24 protein-coding genes are annotated in these 22,301 nt (G+C 72.3%); 11 read left to right on the top strand and 13 right to left on the bottom strand.

The window, feature by feature from the left end; genetic code table 11:
• Positions 1-176: 176 nt before the first annotated feature.
• From AB0L65_RS07575 to AB0L65_RS07565, 3 genes are read left to right on the top strand one after another with little or no spacing between them, the layout of a single operon-like run.
• Entirely contained in the window at positions 177-1,064 is an 888-nt protein-coding gene (locus tag AB0L65_RS07575) for a hypothetical protein (protein WP_364241565.1), read from the top strand.
• A 23-nt stretch (positions 1,065-1,087) separates the two neighbouring features.
• The gene (locus AB0L65_RS07570) at positions 1,088-1,996 is read left to right on the top strand and encodes a hypothetical protein (RefSeq protein WP_364241563.1); all 909 of its coding nucleotides are present in this window, start codon (positions 1,088-1,090) and stop codon (positions 1,994-1,996) included.
• A gap of 21 nt (positions 1,997-2,017) precedes the next feature.
• Positions 2,018-2,902 carry a hypothetical protein gene (locus tag AB0L65_RS07565; RefSeq protein WP_364241560.1) on the top strand — a complete coding sequence of 295 codons (885 nt, stop codon included), beginning with the start codon at positions 2,018-2,020 and terminating at the stop codon, positions 2,900-2,902.
• Between the two features lie 179 nt (positions 2,903-3,081).
• Here the strand turns inward: AB0L65_RS07565 and AB0L65_RS07560 are convergent, their stop codons facing one another.
• Together AB0L65_RS07560 and AB0L65_RS07555 are read right to left on the bottom strand one after the other, a co-directional pair.
• Positions 3,082-4,212 carry a UDP-N-acetylglucosamine--N-acetylmuramyl-(pentapeptide) pyrophosphoryl-undecaprenol N-acetylglucosamine transferase gene (locus AB0L65_RS07560; RefSeq protein WP_364241558.1) on the bottom strand — a complete coding sequence of 377 codons (1,131 nt, stop codon included), beginning with the start codon at positions 4,210-4,212 and terminating at the stop codon, positions 3,082-3,084.
• A gap of 4 nt (positions 4,213-4,216) precedes the next feature.
• Positions 4,217-5,137, bottom strand: coding sequence for a formylglycine-generating enzyme family protein (locus tag AB0L65_RS07555; RefSeq protein ID WP_364241556.1), 921 nt, complete (start codon positions 5,135-5,137; stop codon positions 4,217-4,219).
• A gap of 49 nt (positions 5,138-5,186) precedes the next feature.
• Between AB0L65_RS07555 and AB0L65_RS07550 the strand changes: the two genes are divergently transcribed.
• Genes AB0L65_RS07550 through AB0L65_RS07540 form a run of 3 tightly spaced genes read left to right on the top strand, consistent with a single transcriptional unit; the run spans position 5,187 to position 7,716 of the window.
• Complete coding sequence (locus AB0L65_RS07550; RefSeq protein ID WP_364241553.1) at positions 5,187-6,407, top strand: cytochrome P450; 1,221 nt, start codon at positions 5,187-5,189, stop codon at positions 6,405-6,407.
• A 15-nt stretch (positions 6,408-6,422) separates the two neighbouring features.
• Positions 6,423-7,385, top strand: a complete 963-nt coding sequence (locus AB0L65_RS07545) for a Ppx/GppA phosphatase family protein (RefSeq protein ID WP_350734730.1) — start codon at positions 6,423-6,425, stop codon at positions 7,383-7,385.
• A 58-nt stretch (positions 7,386-7,443) separates the two neighbouring features.
• Positions 7,444-7,716: a hypothetical protein gene (locus AB0L65_RS07540; protein ID WP_364241550.1), complete on the top strand. Its 273-nt coding sequence runs from the start codon at positions 7,444-7,446 to the stop codon at positions 7,714-7,716.
• Here AB0L65_RS07540 and AB0L65_RS07535 read toward each other — a convergent pair.
• Both AB0L65_RS07535 and AB0L65_RS07530 read right to left on the bottom strand, forming a co-directional pair.
• Entirely contained in the window at positions 7,703-8,134 is a 432-nt protein-coding gene (locus tag AB0L65_RS07535) for an ATP-binding protein (protein ID WP_364241548.1), read from the bottom strand. The two genes, AB0L65_RS07540 and AB0L65_RS07535, sit on opposite strands and share 14 nt — an antisense overlap.
• Positions 8,135-8,225: 91 nt before the next feature.
• Positions 8,226-8,771, bottom strand: coding sequence for a helix-turn-helix domain-containing protein (locus AB0L65_RS07530; protein ID WP_350734725.1), 546 nt, complete (start codon positions 8,769-8,771; stop codon positions 8,226-8,228).
• Between the two features lie 90 nt (positions 8,772-8,861).
• Here AB0L65_RS07530 and AB0L65_RS07525 point away from each other — a divergent pair, with 90 nt between their 5' ends.
• On the top strand, positions 8,862-10,448 hold the full coding sequence (locus AB0L65_RS07525) for an MDR family MFS transporter (RefSeq protein WP_364241545.1): 1,587 nt from the start codon (positions 8,862-8,864) through the stop codon (positions 10,446-10,448).
• An 84-nt stretch (positions 10,449-10,532) separates the two neighbouring features.
• On the top strand, positions 10,533-11,477 hold the full coding sequence (locus AB0L65_RS07520; protein ID WP_364241543.1) for a GNAT family N-acetyltransferase: 945 nt from the start codon (positions 10,533-10,535) through the stop codon (positions 11,475-11,477).
• Between the two features lie 12 nt (positions 11,478-11,489).
• Here the strand turns inward: AB0L65_RS07520 and AB0L65_RS07515 are convergent, their stop codons facing one another.
• Genes AB0L65_RS07515 through AB0L65_RS07500 form a run of 4 tightly spaced genes read right to left on the bottom strand, consistent with a single transcriptional unit; the run spans position 11,490 to position 16,085 of the window.
• On the bottom strand, positions 11,490-12,767 hold the full coding sequence (locus tag AB0L65_RS07515; RefSeq protein ID WP_364241541.1) for an AAA family ATPase: 1,278 nt from the start codon (positions 12,765-12,767) through the stop codon (positions 11,490-11,492).
• Positions 12,764-14,185 carry a hypothetical protein gene (locus AB0L65_RS07510; protein ID WP_364241833.1) on the bottom strand — a complete coding sequence of 474 codons (1,422 nt, stop codon included), beginning with the start codon at positions 14,183-14,185 and terminating at the stop codon, positions 12,764-12,766. The genes AB0L65_RS07515 and AB0L65_RS07510 overlap by 4 nt, the downstream gene beginning before the upstream one ends.
• A gap of 2 nt (positions 14,186-14,187) precedes the next feature.
• The gene (locus AB0L65_RS07505; RefSeq protein ID WP_364241539.1) at positions 14,188-15,318 is read right to left on the bottom strand and encodes a hypothetical protein; all 1,131 of its coding nucleotides are present in this window, start codon (positions 15,316-15,318) and stop codon (positions 14,188-14,190) included.
• Complete coding sequence (locus AB0L65_RS07500; protein ID WP_364241536.1) at positions 15,315-16,085, bottom strand: hypothetical protein; 771 nt, start codon at positions 16,083-16,085, stop codon at positions 15,315-15,317. The genes AB0L65_RS07505 and AB0L65_RS07500 overlap by 4 nt, the downstream gene beginning before the upstream one ends.
• Positions 16,086-16,233: 148 nt before the next feature.
• On the opposite strand from AB0L65_RS07500, the gene AB0L65_RS07495 reads away from it, so the two are divergent.
• Positions 16,234-16,692, top strand: coding sequence for a hypothetical protein (locus tag AB0L65_RS07495; protein WP_355199009.1), 459 nt, complete (start codon positions 16,234-16,236; stop codon positions 16,690-16,692).
• Positions 16,693-16,725: 33 nt separating this feature from the next.
• On the top strand, positions 16,726-17,355 hold the full coding sequence (locus AB0L65_RS07490; RefSeq protein WP_350734713.1) for a TetR/AcrR family transcriptional regulator: 630 nt from the start codon (positions 16,726-16,728) through the stop codon (positions 17,353-17,355).
• Here the strand turns inward: AB0L65_RS07490 and AB0L65_RS07485 are convergent.
• From AB0L65_RS07485 to AB0L65_RS07465, 5 genes are read right to left on the bottom strand one after another with little or no spacing between them, the layout of a single operon-like run.
• Positions 17,309-18,142 carry an ABC transporter permease gene (locus tag AB0L65_RS07485; protein WP_364241532.1) on the bottom strand — a complete coding sequence of 278 codons (834 nt, stop codon included), beginning with the start codon at positions 18,140-18,142 and terminating at the stop codon, positions 17,309-17,311. The two genes, AB0L65_RS07490 and AB0L65_RS07485, sit on opposite strands and share 47 nt — an antisense overlap.
• Positions 18,139-18,858 carry an ABC transporter ATP-binding protein gene (locus tag AB0L65_RS07480; protein WP_364241529.1) on the bottom strand — a complete coding sequence of 240 codons (720 nt, stop codon included), beginning with the start codon at positions 18,856-18,858 and terminating at the stop codon, positions 18,139-18,141. Before AB0L65_RS07480 ends, AB0L65_RS07485 begins: the two co-directional genes overlap by 4 nt.
• A 22-nt stretch (positions 18,859-18,880) precedes the next feature.
• Positions 18,881-19,834 (bottom strand): phosphotransferase family protein, encoded by a 954-nt coding sequence (locus AB0L65_RS07475; RefSeq protein ID WP_364241526.1) that lies wholly within the window; start codon positions 19,832-19,834, stop codon positions 18,881-18,883.
• On the bottom strand, positions 19,831-21,033 hold the full coding sequence (locus tag AB0L65_RS07470; protein WP_364241524.1) for an acyl-CoA dehydrogenase family protein: 1,203 nt from the start codon (positions 21,031-21,033) through the stop codon (positions 19,831-19,833). The genes AB0L65_RS07475 and AB0L65_RS07470 overlap by 4 nt, the downstream gene beginning before the upstream one ends.
• Before the next feature lie 52 nt (positions 21,034-21,085).
• A complete protein-coding gene (locus AB0L65_RS07465; RefSeq protein WP_364241521.1) occupies positions 21,086-21,880 on the bottom strand; it encodes a CPBP family intramembrane glutamic endopeptidase in 795 nt (264 codons plus the stop codon).
• 61 nt (positions 21,881-21,941) lie between these two features.
• Between AB0L65_RS07465 and AB0L65_RS07460 the strand changes: the two genes are divergently transcribed.
• Positions 21,942-22,286, top strand: a complete 345-nt coding sequence (locus tag AB0L65_RS07460) for a DUF6285 domain-containing protein (protein ID WP_350734703.1) — start codon at positions 21,942-21,944, stop codon at positions 22,284-22,286.
• The last annotated feature ends 15 nt before the right edge of the window (positions 22,287-22,301 follow it).

The raw sequence follows: 22,301 nt of genomic DNA, 5'->3' as shown, positions 1-22,301 counted from the left end.
GGCCCGCCGCGCCGCTGGTCGAGGCGCCCTCATGAGCCCGGCCGGCCATGGACGCGCCCCGGGATCGCCCCCGCCGATTCCCCCGAATGACCCTTTTGAGGCTGACACTCCACCGGAATGTTACGTAATATCCGAACATCACGAGCGTTGGGGGCGCCAGGGTGCCAGGACAGAGCGTGGGTGTGGTCGTCGATCCCGGAGTGCCTCCGGAAGTAGCCGGACTGCTGCGTGCCAACGCCCCGCTGCTGTCCAGGATCAGGGCCGGATGGGTGCCGCCCGCCGAGACGCCCCCGTCCCGCGGCAAGAGCCCGTCCAGCGCCATGCTCCTGGCCGCGACCCCCTTCGTGGTCGCGCTCATGGGCCTCCTGCTCGCCTCGCCGTTCGCACCGGCCGGGTTCGTGCTGCTCGGCACGTACGTCTTCATCGTCCTGGTCAAGATCGCCTCCATGAGCGAGGTGCCCGAGGACGACCGGCCGCAGGAGCGCGCCGTGTACGAGCAGGCCCGCTGGTACGACGGCCGCTACCTGCTGCTCGAGGACTTCGACCCGGAGGCGCGAGCCGTCCTGGTCAGGGCGCAGCGGGCCATCGGGTCGGTGCTGCGCTCCCACGTCAACGCCGAAGGACTGCTGGACGACGCCCGCAACGCCGTGATGCTGCCCGTCCAGGAGTGGGAGATCGCCCGCCTGCTCGCCAAGCTGTCGGCGCTGCGCCTGGAACACCGGGAGCTGCTGGCCAGGGGCATCGCGCCCGAGGTGGCCGCGGTGATCGAGCCGCTCGAACGGGCCCTGGTCAACAGCGAGGCCGCCGTCGTCGCCCGCGTGGAGGCGCTGGAACGTTACGCCGGCCACGTGGCCGAGGCCGAGCGCGCCTACCACGCCCGCGGCCAGATCGAGGAGCTGCGCGCCCGGCTGCCGCGCTACGAGGAACTGCTGGCGGAGTCGGGCGCGGACAAGCTCGCCGTGCCCGAGATCGAGCGCCTGACCGAGGACGCCGACGTGCTCGAACGCACCTTACGACGCAGCGTCCGGTCCGCCCACGAGGCGTTCCGCTATCTCGAAGGATGACACCCGGACATAGGATCGATAACGTGCCCGGACGTCATGCGAAGGTGATAGTCGATCCGGCGGTGGCCGACGACGTCGCGGCCCTCTTACGTGACAACCGCAAGCTCCTCGTACGCATCCGCTCCGGCTGGGTGCCCGCGCACAAGCGCCACCGCCCGCTGGTCGGCGTCGTGACCAGGCTGGCCGCCACCGGGGCCGCCGCCGTCGCGGTCTTCTACGGCCTGCTCCTCTTCGTCGCCGGACGCTACACCCCCTTCGCCGTGATCATGACCGGCGCCGCCCTGCTCGTCGTCAGCGTCCTGCTCAGGCCCAGGCCCGACGCCGAGGTGGAGCGCACGCACGCGCTGGAGCTGGCCGTCTACGACAGCTCCCGCAGGCACGAGGGCCGTTACGTCGTACGCGACCAGCTCGACGAGCCCGCCAGGGCCCTGATGATCCGCGCCCAGACCGCCATCGACCAGGTCATGGGCTCCAGCGTCCACGCCGAGGGCCTCCTGGACGACGTGCGCAACGCGGTGATGCTGCCCGCCCAGGAGTGGGAGATCGCCCGCCTGCTGGCCAAGCTGTCGGAGCTGCGGGCCGAGCACGAGGAGGTCGTCTCCGAAGGCCTGACCCCCGAGGTGGCCGCCGTCGCCGAACCCCTCGCCCAGGCGCTCGACAGCAGCCAGCAGGCCGTGATCGCCCGCGTCGAGGCGCTGGAACGTTACGCCGGCCACGTCGGCGACGCCGAGCGCGCCTACCGCGCCCGGCACCAGATCGAACGCCTCAGCGCCAAGCTGCCCCGCTACGAGGAACTCCTCGCCGAGTCGGGCGCCGACGGATCGTCCGTACCGGAGCTGAGCCGGTTGTCCGACGACGCCGACCGCCTTGAACAAGCGCTTCGTGACAGCGTCAGCTCCGCGCATGAAGCTTTTCGCCACCTGAGGGGGTGACTTCCCTTAGGATCCGATTTCGTGGCGGATGTGGTGGTTGACCCCGAGGTGCCGCCGGATGACGCGCAGCTGCTCAGGGAGAGCCGGCGGGTGCTGCTCAAGATGCGCCAGGGCTGGGCCCCCGAGCCGAGGCGGGCCCTGTCGAGCGCGCAGTACCGGATAGTCGCGGCGTTCGGATCGGTGGCGCTCTTCGGGATGATGGCCGTCAGCGGCCTGGTCGGCCGGGGCCTCGGCCTGCTGATGCTCGTCCTCCTGGGCATCCCCATGATGATCGTGCTGTTCATCCGCAACGACCTGCCCGACGACGACGAGGAGGAGTACGAGCGGGAGGTCTACGAGCAACTGCGCTGGTACGAGGGCCGCTACGTGCTCACCGAGGACCTCGACGAGGCCTCCGCCCGCCTGCTCGCCCGCGCCCAGCGCGCCATCGCCGTCGTGACCGAGTCCCGGGTCAACGCCGAGGGCCTGCTCGACGACGTGCGCAACGCGGTGATGCTGCCCGCCCAGGAGTGGGAGATCGCCCGCCTGCTGGCCAAGCTGTCCGCGCTGCGCACCAAGCACAGGGAGACCGTGTCCAAGGGGCTCACCCCCGAGGTGGAGGCCGTGGCCGAACCCCTCGCGCGAGCCCTCGACAGCAGCGAGGAGGCCGTGCTGGCCCGCGTCGAGGCGCTGGAACGTTACGCGTCCAACGTCGCGGACGCCGAGCGCGCGTACCAGGCCCACCACCAGATCGAGGAGCTGCGGGGGCGGCTGCACCAGTACGAGGAACTGGTGGCCGAGACGGGGGCCGACGGGTTCGCGGTGCCGGAGCTGGAGCGGCTGGCGCAGGACGCGGACCGGCTGGAGCAGGCGCTGCGGCGAAGCGTCACCTCCGCCCACGAAGCCTTCCGCTACCTCGACCCCTGACCCCTCCGCCGGTGTCCTCGGGGCCGCAGGAGGTGCGGCCCGCGCCGATCGCCGGGGTGGCGCCAAAGGGGGCCTCAGCCGGAGTGCGGCCGGCGGCTCCCGCCCTCCGGCCGACGCTCCTCACCTCGAAGGGACCTCAGCCGGAGTACGGTCCGCACTTCGGACGAGGGGGCGCCTGGTCAGGTGGGCCGGGCGGTTTCCAGGAGGAGGTCGCACAGGGCGTCGGCGGCGTCCACGCGGCCGAGCTTGGCCGACGCCTGCCCCATCGAATGCCGCAGCCCCGGGTCGGCCAGCAACGGCATCAGCTCGGCCAGCAGCTGCCCAGCCGTCGGATGCGGCTCCAGCAGGGCCCGGGCCGCCCCCGCCGACACCAGGTACGCGGCGTTCTTGCGCTGCTCGTCACCCCCGGTGGGGATCAGGGGCACCAGCACGGAGGGCTTGCCGATGGCGGTCAGCTCCGACACCGTCCCCGCCCCGCTGCGGGAGATCACCACGTCGGCGGCGGCGAACAGGTCGGCCAGCTCCCCGCCCACGTACGGCACCGGATGATAGCGATCGGCCAGGTCCACGGGCAGCGCCACGGCCCGCATCTGGTCGATCCACGCCGGCCCGCACTGGTGCACGACCTGCGCGTGCGGCAGCAGCCGCGGCAGGATCTCCGCGATCAGGGTGTTGACCTGCTTGCTGCCCTGCGCGCCGCCCGTCACGTAGATCAGCGGCACCTCGAACGTCAGCCCGAACAGGTCGTACGCCGCCGCCCGGTTGCCCTGCAGCAGCTCGGGCCTGATCGGGTTTCCGGTCACCACGGCCCTCGAGCGCGCGGAGGCGGGCAAATAGTCCAGCGACGACTCGTGCGACAGCGCGATCCTGGTCGCCAGCCTGGCCAGGATGCGGTTGGCCAGCCCCACGACGGTCGTCTGCTCGTGCATCACCAGCGGCCGGCGGATCAGCTTGGCCGCGACCCCGATGGGCACCGCCACGTAGCCCCCGGTCGACAACACCACGTCCGGCAGGTAGCGGGCCGCGTGCCCCACCGCCTGCAGCACCCCGATCGGGATGCGGAAGACGTCGGCGATGTTGGTGCCCAGCTCCTTGAGGTTCGGACGGCGGCGCAGCTTACCCGTGGTGATCGCCTTGAACGGGATGCCGTGCTCGGACGTGATCCGCGCCTCCAGGCCGTTGGCCGTGCCCACCCAGAGCACGTCGTGGGGCACCTGACGCCGCTGGACGGCCGACAGGGTGGTCAGAGCCGGATAGGTGTGACCACCGGTGCCGCCGCCGGTGATCAACAGTCGCAGGGTTCGTGACATGCGATCAGACTAGGGCCGCACAGCGGAAACCCGTGTGCCCGGTGGAGGAGTCAGGCGTGTTGGAGGTGCGGGCGGCCACGCGGTAGCGGTTGCAGTAGGAGTCGTGGCACATGTACGAGCCGCCGCGGATCACCTTCGCCGCACCCTGCGCGGGACCGGCCGGGTTGCCGGCGAACGCCTCCCAGGCCGTGCCCCACCAGTCGGCCGTCCACTCCCAGACGTTGCCGGAGACGTTGTAGAGGCCGTACCCGTTGGGCTGGAACGACTTGACCGGCACCGTCCCCTTGCTCGGCGCCACCGGGAAGCGGTCCTGCCAGATGTTGCACCGCTGCCGCCCCTTGGGCGCCAGTTCGTCGCCCCACGGGTAGCGCTTGCGCTCCAGGCCGCCGCGGGCGGCCATCTCCCACTCCGCCTCCGTGGGCAGCCGCTTGCCCGCCCACGTGGCGTACGCGGTCGCGTCGTTCCAGGACACGTGCACGACGGGGTGGTTCTGCCGGTCGCCGGCCGACGACCCCTGGCCCTCCGGCGAGCGCCACGAGGCACCCTCGACGCCCGCCCACCAGGGCGCGCCGGGCACACTGGCGTCCATCACCCCGTCCGTGGCGAACTGGGCGAACACGAACGACCAGCCGATCCGCTCGGCCTCCGTGACGTAGCCGGTCTCCTTCACGAACGTGGCGAACTGCGCGTTCGTCACGCACGTCGGATCGATCATGAACGGGTCCAGCCGCACCTCGCGCACCGGCCCCTCGCCGTCCTCGGGCCGCCCGTCGGGGTCCTCGCCGCCCATGAGGAACGTTCCGCCGGGCACGCGCACCATCCCGCGCGGCGCCTCCCGCCGTACGGCGATCACCGGCTGCGCGTGGGGCTCCGCGTACGGTTGCGCGGCGGCGCCGTCTCTGCTCGGCCCACAGCAAGTGCTCAAAAGTCCCCCAAACGTGTCCACGACACCAAGGAAGGGTAGTCCCTGGAACATGTCCACGATCACACGGCTGCCCCGGGTCACGGCCGAAGAGACCCTGGCCCTGGCCGCCGCGGTGGCGCTGCCGTCGATCGCGCAGGGCCCCGTCGCGCGCCGTCCGTACGCGGTGCGGCTGGCGGAGCTCGCCGACGCCGACGGCCGGGCGATCCGGCTGCTCGCCCGGCTGCGCGCCGAGCACGGCGAGGGCCCGCTGCTCGTACGGGTGCCCGGACGCGGCTGGGTGATGCTGCCGCTGGCCGCGCGCGACGTGCGCGCGGTGCTCGACGACCGGGACTTCACCCCGGCGACCAGGGCGAAACGCGGCGCGCTCGGCCACTTCCAGCCCGACGGCCTGCTGATCACCCGCGACCCCGGCCTGCGCGAGCGCCGGCGCGCCCTGAACGACCAGGTGCTCTGCTCCGGATTCGCCCCCTTCGCCCGGGTCGTCGAGGAGGAGGCCGCCACGCTGCCCCGCCACGGGCTGCTGACCTGGCCGCGCTTCCACGCCACGCACTGGCGGATCGTGCGGCGCATCGTGCTCGGCGACGGGGCGCGGGACGACGTGATCCTCACCCGGCAGCTCGACCGGCTGCGCGCCGACGCCAACTGGTCGGATCTGCGCGGGCTCCGCACCGACGTGTTCAACGCCTTCCGGCGCCGGCTGGCCGGGCACCTGGCCCGGGCCGAGCCGGGCAGCCTGGCGGCCGAGCTGGCCCGCGCGCACGCCACGGCCGACGTGCACCCCGAGGGGCAGGTGCCGCACTGGCTGTTCGCCTTCGACGGGGCCGCCGCCGCGGCCTACCGGGCGCTCGCGCTGGCCGCCCACCAGGAGCCCGCCCATCAGGGGCCCGCCGACCTGAGGGCCACCGTGCTGGAGTCCGTGCGGCTCTGGCCCATCACGGTCACCATCGTGCGCGAGGCCGTCGGCCCGACCGAATGGGACGTCCCCGAGGGCACCACCGCGGCGATCTACAGCCCGTACGTGAACAGGGCCGAGCCCGGCGACTCCTACCGCCCCGAGCTGTGGCGCGACGGCAGTGGCGAGTGGGCGGGCGTGCCGTTCGGCGCCGGGTTCGCGAGCTGCGCGGGGGAGGACCTCGTGCTGTTCACCGCCGCCGCCCTCCTGGACGCCGTCCTGCGCGAGCGCTCAGTCAGACCGTCCGTACGCTTGGAGGGGGCGCTGCCGGCCATGCTCAACCACTTCCGACTCAACTTCGCTGTAAAAGCCGCGTAACGGTAGCGTTTTCCCATGCGACTCGGCGTGCTGGACATCGGCTCGAACACTGTCCATTTACTGGTCGTCGACGCCCACAGGGGCGCCCGGCCCATGCCCGCCTACTCCCACAAGGAGGGGCTCCGCCTCACGGAATATCTGGGGGAGGACAACCGGCTCGTTGACGAGGGCGTCGAGCGGCTCGGCGCCTTCGTCGAGGAGGCCGTGCACCTGGCGGAGGACAAGGGGGTCGAGGACCTGCTGGCCTTCGCCACCTCGGCCGTGCGCGAGGCGGCCAACGGCGTGGAGGTCCTGGCACAGGTCGAGGAGCGCAGCGGCGTGCACATCGAGGTGCTGTCCGGGCGTGACGAGGCCAGGCTGACGTTCCTGGCGGTGCGGCGGTGGTACGGGTGGTCGTCGGGGCGGCTGCTGGTCTTCGACATCGGCGGTGGCTCGCTGGAGATCGCCTCCGGTGTGGACGAGGAGCCCGACGTGGCCGTCTCGCTGCCGCTGGGAGCCGGGCGGCTGACGCGTGACTGGTTCACCGCCGACCCGCCGTCCGCCGAGGAGGTGCGCAAGCTGCGCAAGCACGTACGGACCGAGATCGCCCGCACGGTCGGCGACGTCGTCAGGAACGGCGAGGCCGACCGCGCGGTGGCCACCTCCAAGACGTTCAAGCAGCTCGCCAGGATCGCCGGCGCGGCGCCCTCCAGCGACGGCCCGTACGTCTCCCGCCCGCTGTCCAGGCAGGCCATGGCCGACTGGGCGGTCAAGCTGACCACCATGGGCGGCGCCGAGCGGGCGCAGCTGCCCGGCGTGTCCGAGGGACGGGCGGCGCAGCTCGCGGCCGGGGCGCTGGTCGCCGACGCGGCCATGGACCTGTTCGAGGTGGACCGGCTGGAGGTGTGCCCGTGGGCGTTGCGCGAGGGCGTGATACTGCGCCGGCTCGACATCCTGCCGGGCCGGTTCGACCTGCGCAGCGATAGTGCGCTGGAGTAAGGACGATCTATCCCGAAAAATTGGCATAAAGCGCTGGGTGCCGGGCATTCTCCGCCGAATGATGGAGGTGCTCGGCACGATCGGCTCCCTCGCCGTCGTGCTCCTGCTCATCGTCCTTGCCGTGCTGGCCATCTCCGTGGTCGCGCTGGTCGTCCTCGGGTGCCTGGCCGGCTCGATGGTGACCGACTGGCGCGGCCTGTGGCTTCCTGCTCGGCGCCGCCCGTTCCAGGGGACACGGACACCCGCGCGGTCCGCGGATCCACGGGCATCGCCCCGTGGATCGGCACACGCGCCTTTGAGCGATGGGGCGGGCCGGCTCACATGGCCATGAGCTGGAGCCCGGCCGCCCCCGGCGCGTACCGCAGCCGCTTCTCCAGGCAGACCACCGCGCCGTGCTCGTGCCTGTTGACGAACCGGATGTCGTCGGCGAGCGCGCGCATGATCAGCAGTCCGCGCCCGTGCTCGGCGCCCGGCTCGGGGTTGATGATCTTGTTCGGGTCGAAGCCTTCTCCGTTGTCGATGACCTTGATGACGCACCGGTCATCGAGCACGGACGCGCTGACCGTGTAGTCGTCGCTTGGCTCCGCGTGCCTGATCACGTTGGAACACGCTTCGGTGAGCATGAGTTCGATGTCGTCGCGGATCTGCGGATCGACGCCGAGGGAACGCAGCGTGCCGTCCAGCATCTTCCTTATCAGGGGGACGCTCGCCGCATCCCTGGGCAGTCGGAGCGCTATCGTGGCCTCCATTCGGCCTCCTCCTTCTGCTCGGATGCGTGCTCAGTCCCCTTCCCCCGTTACGGTGCGTCAATCGTCCCGTCAGGGGTCCGGAATCCGGAAGCTATGGTTCCAGCAGGCGCATGGCGACCTCCAGGGAGGCCTTGTCGACCTCGTCCTCGGACAGCCGGCCCTCCTCGATCATCCATTTCCCCGCGTGTATCGCGAACAGCGCCGTCGCGCGGCTGACGCGCTCGACGGGCGTGGCGCCGGGCTCGTTCAGCTCGGCCACGAGCTCCATCATCAGCTCGCGGGTCTTGGTGAGCGTCGGATGGTCACGCAGGGCGGTCTGGTTGCGCTCCAGGAACCTGGCCACCCCGATGTGCTGGGTCCGCCGGATCCCGGCGGCGTAGCGCTCGACCAGCTCGCGCCGCGTCTCCGGCGTCTTCGGCCGGCTCCGGGCCCAGGCGAGGAGCTCCTCGAGCTCGACCAGCCGGTTGCCGACCAGGCTCGTGACGATGTCGTCCTTCGTCTTGAAGTGGTAGTACAGGGCGGCCTTCGTCACTCCGAGCTCCTCGGCGATCTCCCGCAGTGACGTCGCCTCGTATCCCTGCTCGGTGAACAGCCGGAGCGCGATCTCCTGAATCCGGGTCCGAGTGTCTTCCCGCACTTCACACCTTTTCGACTTGACGGCCGGCAAGTAAGTATCTACCTTATTCTATGCTTGCCGGGCGGCAAGTAAGCAAGATCCAAAGTGCAAATGGGGGGGTGTCTGGTGGCGGAGGCAGTCGGACGGCGCCGTGAGGTCATGGTCGTTCTGCCGGGACTGATGTTAGCCATGGTCCTGGCGATGCTCGACAACATGATCGTGGGCACGGCCATGCCGCGCATCGTCGGGGAGCTCGGCGGTCTGACGCATCTGTCCTGGGTCGTCACGGCGTACGTGCTGGGCACGACCGTCTCGACGCCGATCTGGGGCAAGATCGGCGACCTGTACGGTCGCAAGACCATCTTCATCATCTCGATCGTCATCTTCATGGTCGGCTCCGCGCTCTGCGGCATGGCCGGTTCGTCGCTGCTCGGTGGGCCGGACGGCGGCATGGCCGAGCTGATCGCGTTCCGCGCGATCCAGGGGCTCGGGGCCGGTGGCCTCATCGTGAACGTCATGGCGATCATCGGCGACCTGGTGCCGCCCCGCGAGCGCGGTGAGTACCAGGGCATCATGGCCGGCGTCATGTCGCTGGCGATGATCGCGGGCCCGCTGGTCGGCGGCTTCATCACCGACAACATCGACTGGCGCTGGGCCTTCTACGTCAACCTGCCGATCGGCGCGATCGCGCTGGCCATGATCGTGACGCAGCTGCACCTTCCGAAGTTGCGCAACAAGGTGCGCATCGACTGGGCGGGCGCGGGCCTGCTGTCCGTCGGCATCACCGCCCTGGTGCTCATCACGACCTGGGGCGGCAACGAGTACGCCTGGGGCTCCTGGCAGATCCTCTCTCTCGTCGCGATCGCCGTGGTCACGCTGGCGCTGTTCGTCGTGGTCGAGCGGAAGGTCGAGGAGCCGATCATGCCGCTGCAGCTCTTCGCCAACCGCAACTTCACGCTGATCTCGATCATCGGCTTCCTGCTGGGCTTCGCCATGTTCGGCGCGATCAACTTCCTGCCGCTGTTCCAGCAGATGGTGCAGGGCTCCACGGCCACCAACTCCGGCCTGCTGATGCTGCCGATGATGGGCGCCGCGATGGTCGTGTCGCTGTTCGTGGGCAAGGCGATCACCGTCACGGGCAAGTACAAGATCTACCCGGTGCTCGGCGGGATCGGCATGGCGGTCGGCATGTGGCTGCTGTCCACGATGGACGTCCACACGGCCTCCTGGGTCACCGGCGTCTACATCGCCGTGCTGGGCCTCGGCATGGGCTTCCTCATGCAGACCACGATGCTCATCGCGCAGAACAGCGTCGAGCAGAAGGACCTGGGCGTCTCCAGCAGCGCCACCACGTTCTTCAGGTCGATCGGAGGCTCGTTCGGCGTCTCGCTGTTCGGGGCGATCTTCAACAACCACTTCCTGTCGGAGCTGACCTCCCGCTTCGGCGAGCAGGCGGCCGAGCGGGTGGCCAAGAGCGGCGGCAGGATGGACCCCGGCGCGGTCGCCCAGATGCCCGCGCAGATGCGCACCGGGCTGCTGGAGTCGCTGGCGACCTCCATCTCCGGCGTCTTCTGGTGGGCCATCCTGTTCGCGGTCGTCGTGCCCGTGCTGGCCGCGTTCGTCAAGGAGATCCCGCTGCGCGGCGGCGCCCCGGCGCCCGCCAAGGACGAGCCGGCCGTCAGCCCCGCCGCGGGCTGAGCACCCGGCCGAGCGCGCCTCCCGTTTCGATCTCGGGGAAAAAATGGGAGGCGCGCGGCCGGTGTTTTGTGGACAATCCCCGCTATGCACCACACCCTCGGCCGCCCGCGCCTGGAAGACGCCGCGGCCATCCATGAGCTGATCGCGGCCTACGACACCGCGGTGATCGGCTCTCCCGACATGACGCTCGACGACGTCGCCGACGAGCTGGCCGAGCCCGGCTTTGACCGCGACAGGGACGGCTGGCTCGCCCGCGACGGCGACGGCCGTCTCGACGGGTGGGCCTGGGCGTGCCGCGTCGGCGACAGCGACACGGTGGACGTCGAGGTGATCGTACGGCCCGGCCCTGATCCGGGGCGGGCGGGCCTGGACGACCGGCTCTGGCCCCTGGTGATCGGCCGGGCCGGCGAGCTGGCCGCCGAGGCCGGCCACGACGGCGCCACCCTGCACATCGGCGTCTACCGCGCCGACACCGCCAAGCGGGCCACGGTCGAGGCACGCGGTTTTTCGCCCGGCACCAGCTTCCACCGCATGCGCATCGACCACGGGGGGCCCGTGGCGCCGCCCGCCCCGCCCGCCGGGCTGACCCTGCACACGGGGGAGAGCGACGACGCGCGGCGCGCGGCGCACCGGGTGCACCAGGAGGGCTTCGCCGAGCACTTCGGGTTCGTGCCGGTCGACTACGACGTGTGGTATTCGCGCCGGCAGGCGCAGTCGACGACGGACTGGGCCCAGCTCACGCTGGCCCGCCTCGACGGCCGCCCCGCCGGGGTGCTGATCGCCAACAACCAGTTCGTCCCGGACGAGGGCTGCGGCTACGTGGCCACGCTCGCGGTCGTCCCGGAGTTCCGCGGCCGGGGCCTGGGGCGCTTCCTGCTCCGCCACGCCTTCGCCGCCGACGCGGCACGCGGCCGCAAGGGCACGATCCTGCACGTCGACTCCAACAACACCACCCCGGCGCTCGGGCTCTACGAGTCGGCCGGCATGCGCCCCGTCCTGGTCATCGACGTCTGGCAGCACCGCGTCTGAGGACCGGCGTTCTCAGACGCGGTGGTGGGACAGGTGGTCGAGGATCGACTGGTTGGCCTCCCAGCCGTCGGGGAACTTGACCGGTACCCCCAGCTGCACCGGCTCCGCCGACGGGTGGGCGTCCAGGAGCTCGGCGATGCCCGCCCGGGCCACCACGACGCAGGCGTGCCGGTGCCGCGACGCCAGCACGCACAGCCGCCCCGACTCCAGGTGGAAGGCCGTGGCGTCGCGGCGGCCGGACAGCGGGTGCAGGACGACGGTCACGTCGTACTCGCGCCCCTGCAGGCGGTTCGCGGTGTCCACGGTGATCTCCGGCGGCACCCCGGCGGCCCGGATGGCGGCCACCTGGTCGCGGTGGGCGGCCCCGACCGCGATGCGGTCCGCCGTCACCGGCCGCTCGCCCTGCTCGGAGGAGGCCACGGCGCCGCGCTGCAGCAGGCGCTCGGCCAGCAGGGCCACCGCCTGCACGGCCTCGCCGTCGGTACGCACGGTGTGCCGGTTGGGCAGCTCCAGCAGCGCCCACCCCGACCGGGCGGCCTCCTCCAGCGCCCGGTCGTGCACGGTCCCCATGCCGCCGGTCACCAGCTCCAGCCGCCGATCGCCGTGCGACGTCCCCGACCGGAACCCGGTGAACGGGTAGAACGCCTGCGACACCACCGGTGCGGCCGAGGCCGGCAGGCGCCACGACACCGGCAGCCGGTGCACCGGGATGTCCGGATTGTGGCGCAGCAGCACCGACACCGCGCTCTGCAGCGGATCCCACGACAGCCCCGACCACCGGTCCCCGTCCACGATCGAGAACGGGTCGAGCTGCCCCGGATCGCCCACGAACAGCGCCCGCTCGAACAGCCCCGCGATCCGCAGCAGCTTGTCCGAGCGCATCTGGTACGCCTCGTCCACGATCGCCCACGGCCACACCCGGCCGCCGATCCAGGCCCACTTGTCGGCGGTCGCGATGACGACGTCCGGGTCGCCGAGATCCTGGATCCGGGTGCCGACCCGGACGCCGGCCAGCTCCAGCAGCCGCAGCGGCGGCACGTAGCCACCGGCCGACAGCCGGCCCACGGTCAGGTGGGGGTGCTTCTCGGAGATGCGGGTCACCAGGTCGTCGACCTGCTCGTTCGTCTGGGCGACGATCATCAGGGGCTCGCCGGTCGCCGCGATGTGCGCCGCCGCCCGCACCACCAGCGTGGACTTGCCCGCGCCGGGCGGCGAGTCGACCACGACGCCGCGGTGCCGGGGCAGGTCGGCGAGGACGTTCCTGATGACCTGCTCCGGGCTGTCGGTCACGACCACTCCTCCTGGGCGTCCTCGTCGTCGGGCACGTACTCCTGCGGCGGCCCGCCGTGCGTCCACGGCGTGGCCTCGGAGTCGGGCAGGTGGGGGGAGCCCTGGAAGTCGTCGGTCAGCGAGGTGTAGCAGACCCGCTCGCCGACCTCGGGCACCGCTCCCGGCGCGGCCGTCTTCCCCCGGCCCATGCCTTTGGTGATCTTCAGGGTGACCAGGCCCTGGCCGGCCTCCACGAGCTCGGCGCCCTGGCCGCGGCGCTGCGGGGTGCCCAGCGAGGTGCCGGGCGCCAGGCGTACCGGGTCGTCGGTCTTGATCACCACCAGCGGGCGGAGCTTGCGGGAGCGGCCCTCGCCCTCGGTGTTGTCGGGGACGGTCTCGATCACCTCGCCCGCGAACGCCTCCCCGGTCAGCCGGTACTCGGCCATGACCAGGGGGTCGTCGTAGGCGCGCTGCACGTCGTACGCGGCCTGGGCCCGCTCCATGCGGGCCAGCTTGGCCGCGGCGGCCACCGCCCCGTCGCGCCTGGCCTGCGGCGGCGCGCCCTCGGCGATGTGCACCGCCATGCCGCTGAACGAGCCGCGGTCCTGCTCCCACCGCTGCACCGCGCTCGAACCCTCCTCCAGCCCGGCCAGCAGCTCGACGGCCTGCCACATGAGCCGCCACGTGGGCTCGAGCTGGGTGCGCAGCGCCTCGGTGATGCGCTCGGGCGACTCGCTGTCCATCGCCGGCGACAGCACCTCCGCGTCGAACCCCGGATCGGTCGCGGGCCCGGCGGGCGGCCAGATCAGCGGGTCCTCGGCCTCGTCGTCCGGCCCTCTGGTGATCCAGGCCAGCAGCGCGGCCAGGTTGGCGTCCTCCAGCGAGCTCTGCCCGCTCGCCCAGTGCCGGCCCAGCTCCTCGGTCGCGGCCAGCATCATCGACGAGCCCGGGTACGCGGCCCGCTCCGCGAAGTACGTCAGCCACCGCCCCAGCAGCGGCACCGCCTCGGGCACCGGATAGGGCCCGTCGGCCCGGCGGAAGCGCGTGGAGCGGCCGAGCAGCCTGGTGAAGGCCACCCCGGTCTGGTTGGGCACGATGAGCTGCGGCGCGTCCAGCACGCGCTCGTAGGGGTCGGCGTTCTTGCGCTCCACCGTCTCGGTGTCGGCCATGAAGCCCTCGACGTACGGCAGCAGCACCCCGGCCAGCTCGGCGGCCCAGGCGAAGCGCAGGTCGCGGTTGCGCGGCTGGGTCACCACGAGCAGGCGCGGCCGTTCCCGATCGGTGCCGAGCATGGCGGCCAGCGGCGCGGCGGCCTCGCCCGAGAGCTTGAGCGGGATGAACACCATCGGCCGCTCCGACAGATGGCAGTGCCTGACGGTCGCGACGGGCTGCGCGATGCCCTCCTCCAGGGCCCGCAGCCGCGCGAGCGAGGTCAGCATGCTCACGTGAGGCACTCCCTGCGCAGGCGTTCGGCGTTGCGGAGCAGCCGGGCGATCTCCTCCTGGCCCTCGGCGGGGTCGTGGGCGCCGTCGGCCAGCCCGAGCGCCTCCGCCACCGAGGCCACCCCGCCCAGCTCGTCGCGCACCTGCCGGCCGAGCAGGTCGGAGGCGCCCTCCTGGCGGGCCTCGTCACGGCAGAAGAAGCACAGGTCGCACGCGGACATGCAGTCGGGCGCGTAGCGGGCGGTCGCCCTGCGCAGCGCGTCGCCCAGCTCGGCGACGGGCCGGGTGGGCCGCCCGTCCTCGCCGGGCCGCAGGTCGAACGTGAGGTCGTCGGGCAGCCCTTCGAGCAGCCGGTCGAGCGTGGTCATCCGGGTGAGCTGGCGGCGCAGCACGGCCATCTGCTTGCGCACGTCGACGAGGGTCGCGACGGGCCGGTTGGCGAAGTTCTCGGGGCAGACCAGGACCACGTCGTGCGAGACCTTCGCCGGGTCGTGGCCCAGCTCCTCCAGGAGCGTGCGCAGCGCCAGCACGTACACCGCCGCCTGCCGCGCCGCCGCGGCCACCGCCGCCGGGTCGGCCTGACCGTCGATCACCGCGAACGACTTGATCTCCACGATGTGGAAGCTGCCGCCGAGCTGGAAGGCCACCACGTCGGGCTCCAGGTAGGCGGTGTGGCCGGCGATCTCCAGGGTGAGCAGCGGGTGGTCGTACAGCGTGCCCGCGTCCTGGCCGTCGCGGGCCGCGCGGTCGATCAGCGCGCGGGTGTGGGCGTGGCGCAGGTGGGCGCCGACGTTCTCGACGTCGTGGTAGGCGACCTCGGCGACCGGCAGGCGCAGCAGCTCGCGCAGCATCCGCAGCAGCTCCGCGCACCCGTCGGCCTTGACCAGCGCCTCGAACATGTTGCCGCGCGTGATCGCGAACGGCGACTGGCCGAACGGCGCCGGGAAGCCGAGGTGGCGGGCGGCGGCGTCCTTGTCGATGCCGGCGCCGTCGAGCAGGGCCCGGCGGGTGCAGCCGGGGTTGGCGGCCAGGGCCGCGATGGCGCGGGCGTCGTGCGGGCGGGGCGGCGTCGTGCCGCGCAACGCGTCAAGCCGCTGGATGTGTTCGCCCTCGCGCTTCAAGCCGCTCACTTCGCGTTCTCCTTCTTGATCGTGCTCAGCGTAGCGGCGCCGAACAGGCGGGCGGCGTCACCGAGCTGCGCCGCGGCGCGTTCTGCCAGCTCGGCGCGATCCCGCGTGTCGCGGTCGCCGTGCACGCGCAGCTCGGCGCGGGCCGCCTCGATCACCCGATCCGGGTCGGACGGGCCCAGCGTGCCGTCAGTGGCGCCGGGGATGTTCCTGGCCATCCGCAGGAGTAACCGGTCGGCCCGCCCGTCGGCCGACTCGTGCGAGGCCACCGCGATGGCGCAGGTCAGGAAGTCGACGCGGGGGCTGAGCGGACCGACCACCCGCCGCTCCAGCGGCCAGGTGCTGAGCGTGAGCAGCCCGCGGGCGGGGGAGAGGCGGTCGGTCAGCGCGGCGCACAGGTAGTACGGCCGCCCGTGCGGCGACGACCGGAACGAGCGCTCCTCGTCCCTGCGCAGGCTGGTGAGCTGGGCGCTGCGGATCGTGCCGCCGAAGAACACGTCGCTGACGGCCACGACGAGCCGCGGCTGGGCGGGCGCGCCGAGCAGCCGCAGCCCCTGGTTCACCTGCTCGCGCACGGTCACCAGGCGCGGTGGCTCCGGCTTGGCCTGAGCCGGCTCGCCGCTCACGAGGGCGTCCCATTCGCGCTCCGCGGTACGCAGCTCGGCGCGCAGGGCGCGGGCCGTGGCGCCGTCCCTGACCCGCATCGCCTTGCGCACGCCCGCCCGGAGCTCGTCGATCCGCCGCTCGAGATCGTCCAGCCGGTCACTCATGGCGCGAGCGTACCAACAGTCCCAGTATTTTCCAGTAATTTCGCGATTTCGAGGCGAACGTGTGATCTACGACGTAAAGGCGGCCGCGCTGCCAGTGGACAGCGGTCTGACGTGCGTAATCAGCGTACGAGGCGGGGACGAAGGCGGTGTGACCCGTGAGAATCGACATCTGGTGGGAGCCGCCGCAGGCGTGGCCGCCCTCGTGCCCGTCTACTACCTGACCGAGGCGGCCGCCAGAGCCCTGCGTACGAGCAGCGCCACGTTCGGGCCGTCGCCCGCGGCGCTCGGCTACCTGGTCGCGGTGGCCGTCATCGTCACCCTCCTGACCGCCTGGCCCGCGGCGGCCCTCGGCTGCGGCATCCCGCTGGCGGCGGCGGGGGCCGTGTTCGCCCTCGACCTGAACGCCGCGCTCGGCGTGGCGGGCAGCCTGCCCTGGGCGCGGGAGGGCGGCCTGCCGTGGTCGCAGCCGAACGGCGTCCCCTGGGCCGAGCTGACCGAGCCGCCCGGCACGATGGCCGGGATGACCGGCCTCTACACGATCATCGGCGCGCTCCTGGTGCTCTCGGCGCTGCTGCCCGGCCGGTTGCGGTCCGTCCTGGGCAGGTGAAGGGCGGATTCCGGGGCGGCCTATCCTGGGCGGGTGAGTGGACGGGACCCCGACCGGCGCAGAGCGCTGCTCGACGCAGCCGACCGGGTCATCCTGACCCAGGGCCCCGAGGTATCGATGGCGGCCATCGCCGCCGAGGCCGGCATCACCAAGCCCATCCTCTACCGCCACTTCGGCGACAAGAGCGGCCTCTACCAGGCGCTGGCCGACCGCCACGTGCGCACGGTCATCGCCCAGCTCCGCCCCGAGCTCGTCGCCCCCGGGGCCGACCTGCGGGGCCGGGCGCGGGCGACCATCGGCGTCTACCTCGACCTGATCTCGGCCAACCGCAACCTCTACCGGTTCCTGTTCCACCGGGCCAGCGCCGAGGACTCGAGGTTCCGCTCCCACATGACCGCACTCGTGCGGGGGCTGGGAGAGGAGCTCGGCGGCCTGCTGGCCGGCGAGCGCGCGGTGCCCGACCCGGTGCGGGCGCAGGTGCTGGGGCACGCGTTCGTCGGCATGGTGCAGACGACCGGCGACTGGTGGCTGGAGCACCCCGAGGTGGACCGCGTGCAGGTGGTCGAGGGCCTGGTGGACGTGATCGCCGCGGCCCTCGTCCGGCAGCCCGCCGCCGTCAGTCCCCGAAACGGGAGAGCTTCCCATGCCGCCGGGCATACCTGAGCGCCCAGGCGAACAACCCCACCGTGCCGGCCAGGTAGACCACGTTGAGCCCGCCCGCCCAGGCCAGCCGGTCCCACGGCACCGCGCCGCCGCCCATGACCGTGCGCATGCCCTCGAACACGTGCGAGGCCGGCAGCAGCCACGAGATCGTCCGCAGCGGCTCGGGCAGCACCGAGATCGGGTAGAAGATCCCGGCCAGCGGCTGCACCACGAACACCAGCGACCAGGCGATCACCTGCGCGTTCTCGCCGAAGCGGAGCACCGCCGCGATGCCGACCAGGCCCAGCGACCAGCCGAGGACGAGCAGGATCCCCATGAACGGCACCAGCCCCACGCCCATGCTCGACAGCCCGAACCCGTACAGGCCGAGGGCCAGCCCGGCCATCACCGCGACCGCGAACGCCACCTTGCCCAGCGAGAACAGCACGAGCCCGGCCAGGTATTCGACGCTTGACAGCGGGCTGACCTGCACGTTGAGCAGGTTGCGCGACCAGATGTCCTCCAGGAACGCGATCGAGATCTCGTTGCTGGCCTTCTGCAGCACCTGCCAGAGCAGCACCGCCCCGAGCAGGAACGCCACCACGAACGGCACCCGCTGCGCCTGCAGGAACAGCGTCACGAAGCCCCACAGCACCAGCTCGATCGTCGGCCAGAACAGGATCTCGAACATCCTGACCGGGCTGCGCCGCAGCGCCGCGAAGTCGCGCCGGACCACGCCCATGACGCGCGTGCGCCGGGCGGCCAGGCTCAACGGGGGCAGAGTCACCGTGGTCAGCTGCGTGGTCATCCGCGTGCCACCTTCAGGAACACCTCTTCCAGGTCCTCGGCCCCGTAGTGGCCGGCCAGCTCCTTGGCGCTGCCGGCGGCCACGACGACGCCGTCCGACATGAAGTGGATCCGGTCGCACATGCGCTCGACCTCGCGCATGTTGTGCGAGGTGATCAGCATGGCGCTGCCCTCCTCCCTGGCCAGCCGGGACAGCAGGCTGCGGACGCGGTCACCGGCGTCGGGGTCGAGGTTGGCCGTGGGCTCGTCGAGCACCAGCAGCCTGGGCGCGTTGAGCAGCGCCTTGGCGAGGTGCACGCGGGTGCGCTGGCCCGACGACAGGTCCATCACCTTCCGCCTGCGCAGCGGGCCCAGCTCGAACAGCTCGATCATCTCCGCCACCCGGCGGCGCGGGTGGCGCAGCGCGTAGAGCCGGGCGAACGCGTCGAGCACCTCGTGCACGTGCAGCACGCCGGGCAGGTCCACGTAGCTGGCGGCGAAGTTGACCTGGCTGAGCGTCTCGGTGCGGTGCCGGGCCAGCTCGAGGCCGAACAGCCGGATCGTGCCCGCGTCGGGGGTGATCAGGCCGAGCAGCATGTGGAGGGTGGTCGACTTGCCCGCGCCGTTGGGGCCCAGCAGGCCGACGACCTCGCCCTCGCCCACGGTGAGGCTGAGGTCGCGCACGGCGGTGACCCCGCCGAACCGCTTGACCAGATGGGACGCTTCCAGGATGGCCACCGGTCAAGCGTGCGGTCCGGGGTCACGCCGGGGCAACGGGTTTTCCCCGGAGCATGCGCAGCAGGTCCCACTCGTTCTCGCACACGCGCCGGCCGATCGCGGCCAGCTCCACCGACCGGGCGCCGCCGCGCAGGTGCCGCATGGTCTGCATGACGCAGATGATCCCCCACTTGAGCACGCCGAACGTCTCCCACCAGCGCAGCGCGTCCCGGTCCACCGGGTGCCCGCCGGCGGCCTCGTACGCGTCGATCAGCTCGTCGTAGGCGCCGAAGCCGCCCACCGGCAGCGGCGAGCCGAACCGCCACGCCTTCACGCAGAGCCAGCCGAGGTCCTCGAGGGGGTCGCCGAGGTGGGCGAGCTCCCAGTCGAGCACCGCCCTGATGCCGTCGGGGCCGACGATGAGGTTGCCGTTGCGGAAGTCGCCGTGCACGACCGTGCGCCGCGTGCCGGTGGGACGGTCGGCGGCCAGCCGGCGCAGCGCCAGCTCGAACACCGGGTGCGGCTCGCCGAGCAGGTCCAGCACGTCCCGCCAGCGCCGCAGCGGATCCTCGGTCCCCTCCTGCGCCAGGCAGCCGGGCGGCATGCGGTGGATCGCGGCCAGGGCCCGCCCGCACTGCCCGGCCAGCAGGGGCCGCGCCGCCGCGTAGGCGTCGTCGCGCAGGATCCTGCGCGGGATGGTCTCCCCGGCCACGCGGGTCATGAGGATGTACGACTCCCCGGCGGCGACGATCGCGGGCACCGGCACCCCGGCGCCGGCCGCCGCCCGCATGAGCGTGGCCTCCGACGCGAGCGGCGCGCCCGCCTCCAGCGCGGCCCCGGGGGAGTCGAGCCGCAGGACCAGCTCGTGCCGCTCGGAGCCCGTGACGACGTCGAGGGCCCAGGTCTCCCGGGACGCCCCGCCGGGCAGCCGGGCGCTGAAGGGCACGGACGCGTCTGCCCCGAACACCTCGCCGACGATCTCGTGGAGCCGGGTCATCGCAGGCCGAACTCCCAGTTGCCGCCCGCCGCGTACTCGCCGAGGATGCGCCGTCCCACCGCGTCGATGTGCACCTCGTCGGGCCCGTCGTAGATCCGCCCGGCCCGCGCGTGCCGGTACATCCGGTCCAGCGGCGTGTCGGGGGTGAGCCCGGCGGCGCCGTACACCTGGATGGCCCGGTCGATCACGTTGTGCAGCGTGCGCGCCCCGACCACCTTGATCGCGCCGATCTCGACCCGGGCCTGCGAGCGCGCGTCGATGGCCCCGTCCATGGACTGGGCGGCGTGGAGCGTGAGCAGCCGGGCGGCCTGGATCTCGGCGTAGGAGTCGAACACGTGCTGGCGCATGAGCTGCTTCCCGGCCAGCGGCTCGCCGAACGCGGTCCGCTCCTGCAACCTGCGGCACATCAGGTCGAACGCGCGCTGCGCCTGCCCGAGCCAGCGCATGCAGTGGAAGATCCGGCCGGGCCCGAGCCGCTGCTGCGCGATGACGAACCCGTGGCCGCGCGGGCCGAGCAGGTTGGCGGCGGGGACGCGGACGTCCTCGTACCGGACCTCGCAGTGCGCCCCGTCGAGCCCCAGCACGGGCGTCTCGCGGACGATGCGGTAGCCGGGCGTGTCCGTCGGCACGAGGATCATGGAGAAGGCCAGGTGGGGCGGCGCGTCCTGCTCGGTCCGGCACATGACGGTCGTGTACGCGGCCCGCGAGGCCCCGGTCGTGAACCACTTGTGCCCGTTGATCACCCATTCGTCCCCGTCGAGCACCGCGGCGGTCCTGATCTGGGTGGGGTCGCTGCTGGAGATCGACGGCTCGGTCATGGCGAAGCTGGGCCAGATGTCGCCCCGCACCAGCGGTTCGAGGTAGCGCTCGCGCTGCTCGGGGGAGGCGTGCTCGTGCAGCATCAGCGAGTCCTGCAGCGTGAATGTGCCCAGCGCGAGCTGCCCGTACTCGCTGCGGCCCTGCACCTCGTTGACGTAGACGTAGTCGAGGAACGGCAGGCCGCCGCCGCCCAGCTCGCGCGGGTGGCCGAGGGCCCACAGGCCCTCCTTCTTGGCCTCGGCCCGCAGCTCGTCCAGGGCCGCCGCGGCCTCGGGCCCGCCCGCGTGCAGCACCGGCTCGGCCGGCTCCACCCGCTCGGTCATGAACGCGTGGACGGCGTCGCGGATCGGCCGGACACCGTCGGGAACGGCGAAGCTCATGTTCCGGATCTCACCCGAAACCAGTTGTCAGGTCAACGGTTTCGGGGCGGTTTCAGGGCAGCCAGCTCACGCGGCCGTGCAGGAAGGCGTACCCGACGAAGGCGACGGCGTCGATCAGCGTGTGCGCCACCACCAGCGGCATCGCGCGACCCCAGCGCTGGTAGAGCCGCCCGAACACCACGCCCATCACGACGTTCCCGACGAATCCGCCGAAGCCCTGATACAGGTGGTACGACCCCCGCAGCAGCGCCGACACCGCGACGGCCTTCCACGGCGTCCACCCGGCCTGCCCGAGCCGGTGCAGCAGGTACCCGGCGACGAGCACCTCCTCCAGCACCCCGTTCTGCGCCGCGGCGAGCAGCAGCACCGGGACCTGCCACCACACCTGGGGGAGCTGGCCGGCGACGACGGTCAGGTTCACGCCCGTGGCCCACACGACGAGGTAGAACGCCAGCCCGGTGCCGCCGATCGCGGCCGCCAGCACCGCCCCGCGCACCGTGTCGCGGCCCTTCTCCCGGAAGTCCACGCCGATCGTGCGCAGCGACTCCCCGGAGCGCACCATCAGGTACGCCACCAGCGCGACCGGCGCCACGCTGACGGCGATGTCGGCGAGCTGCAGCGCCAGGTCGAGCCACGGCCGCCCGGGCGCCATCGACCGGACCAGCACGGCCTGCTGGCCCTTCAGCTGCTCGGGCGCCGTGAGCGAGCCGATCAGCCGCAGCAGCGCCAGCAGGCCGCTGGCGCCGAGCGAGACCGAGAACACGACGAACAGCTCGGCCCGGATGAGCCGGGGCCCGAGCTCCGGGGGCGGTCCCAGGGGGGAGGCGGTGGGAGACTCTGTGCGCATGGCCGCAGGCTAGCCGTTCATCGATCGGACGCGAATAAATAGTGCCTTGAGGAGACATCAGATGACATCTGCTCCGCACGACGTGCCCACGGCGGCCCAGCTCGTGGCCGCCGTCCGCGACTTCCTCCAGAGCGACGTGCTCCCGGCCGTGGACGGGCGGGTGCGCTTCCACGCGCGGGTGGCCATCAACGTGCTCGGCATGGTGGAACGGGAGATCACGCTCGGCCCGGAGCAGGCCCGCGAGCACGCGGCGCGGCTGGCCGCGCTCGGCATGGCCGACGACGCCGAGCTGGCCGCCGCCATCCGCGAGGGCCGGATCGAGGACGACCACGCGCTCGTCACCGCCCTGGAGCAGGCCGTACGGGCGAAGCTGGCGGTCGCCAACCCCGCCTACCCGCAAGACTGACGGCCCGCCCCCGCT

Origin of the sequence: Nonomuraea sp. NPDC052116 (genome assembly GCF_040680035.1) — a bacterium.
GTDB lineage: Bacteria > Actinomycetota > Actinomycetes > Streptosporangiales > Streptosporangiaceae > Nonomuraea > Nonomuraea angiospora_A.
This window is presented reverse-complemented; position numbering and strand designations above follow the sequence as displayed.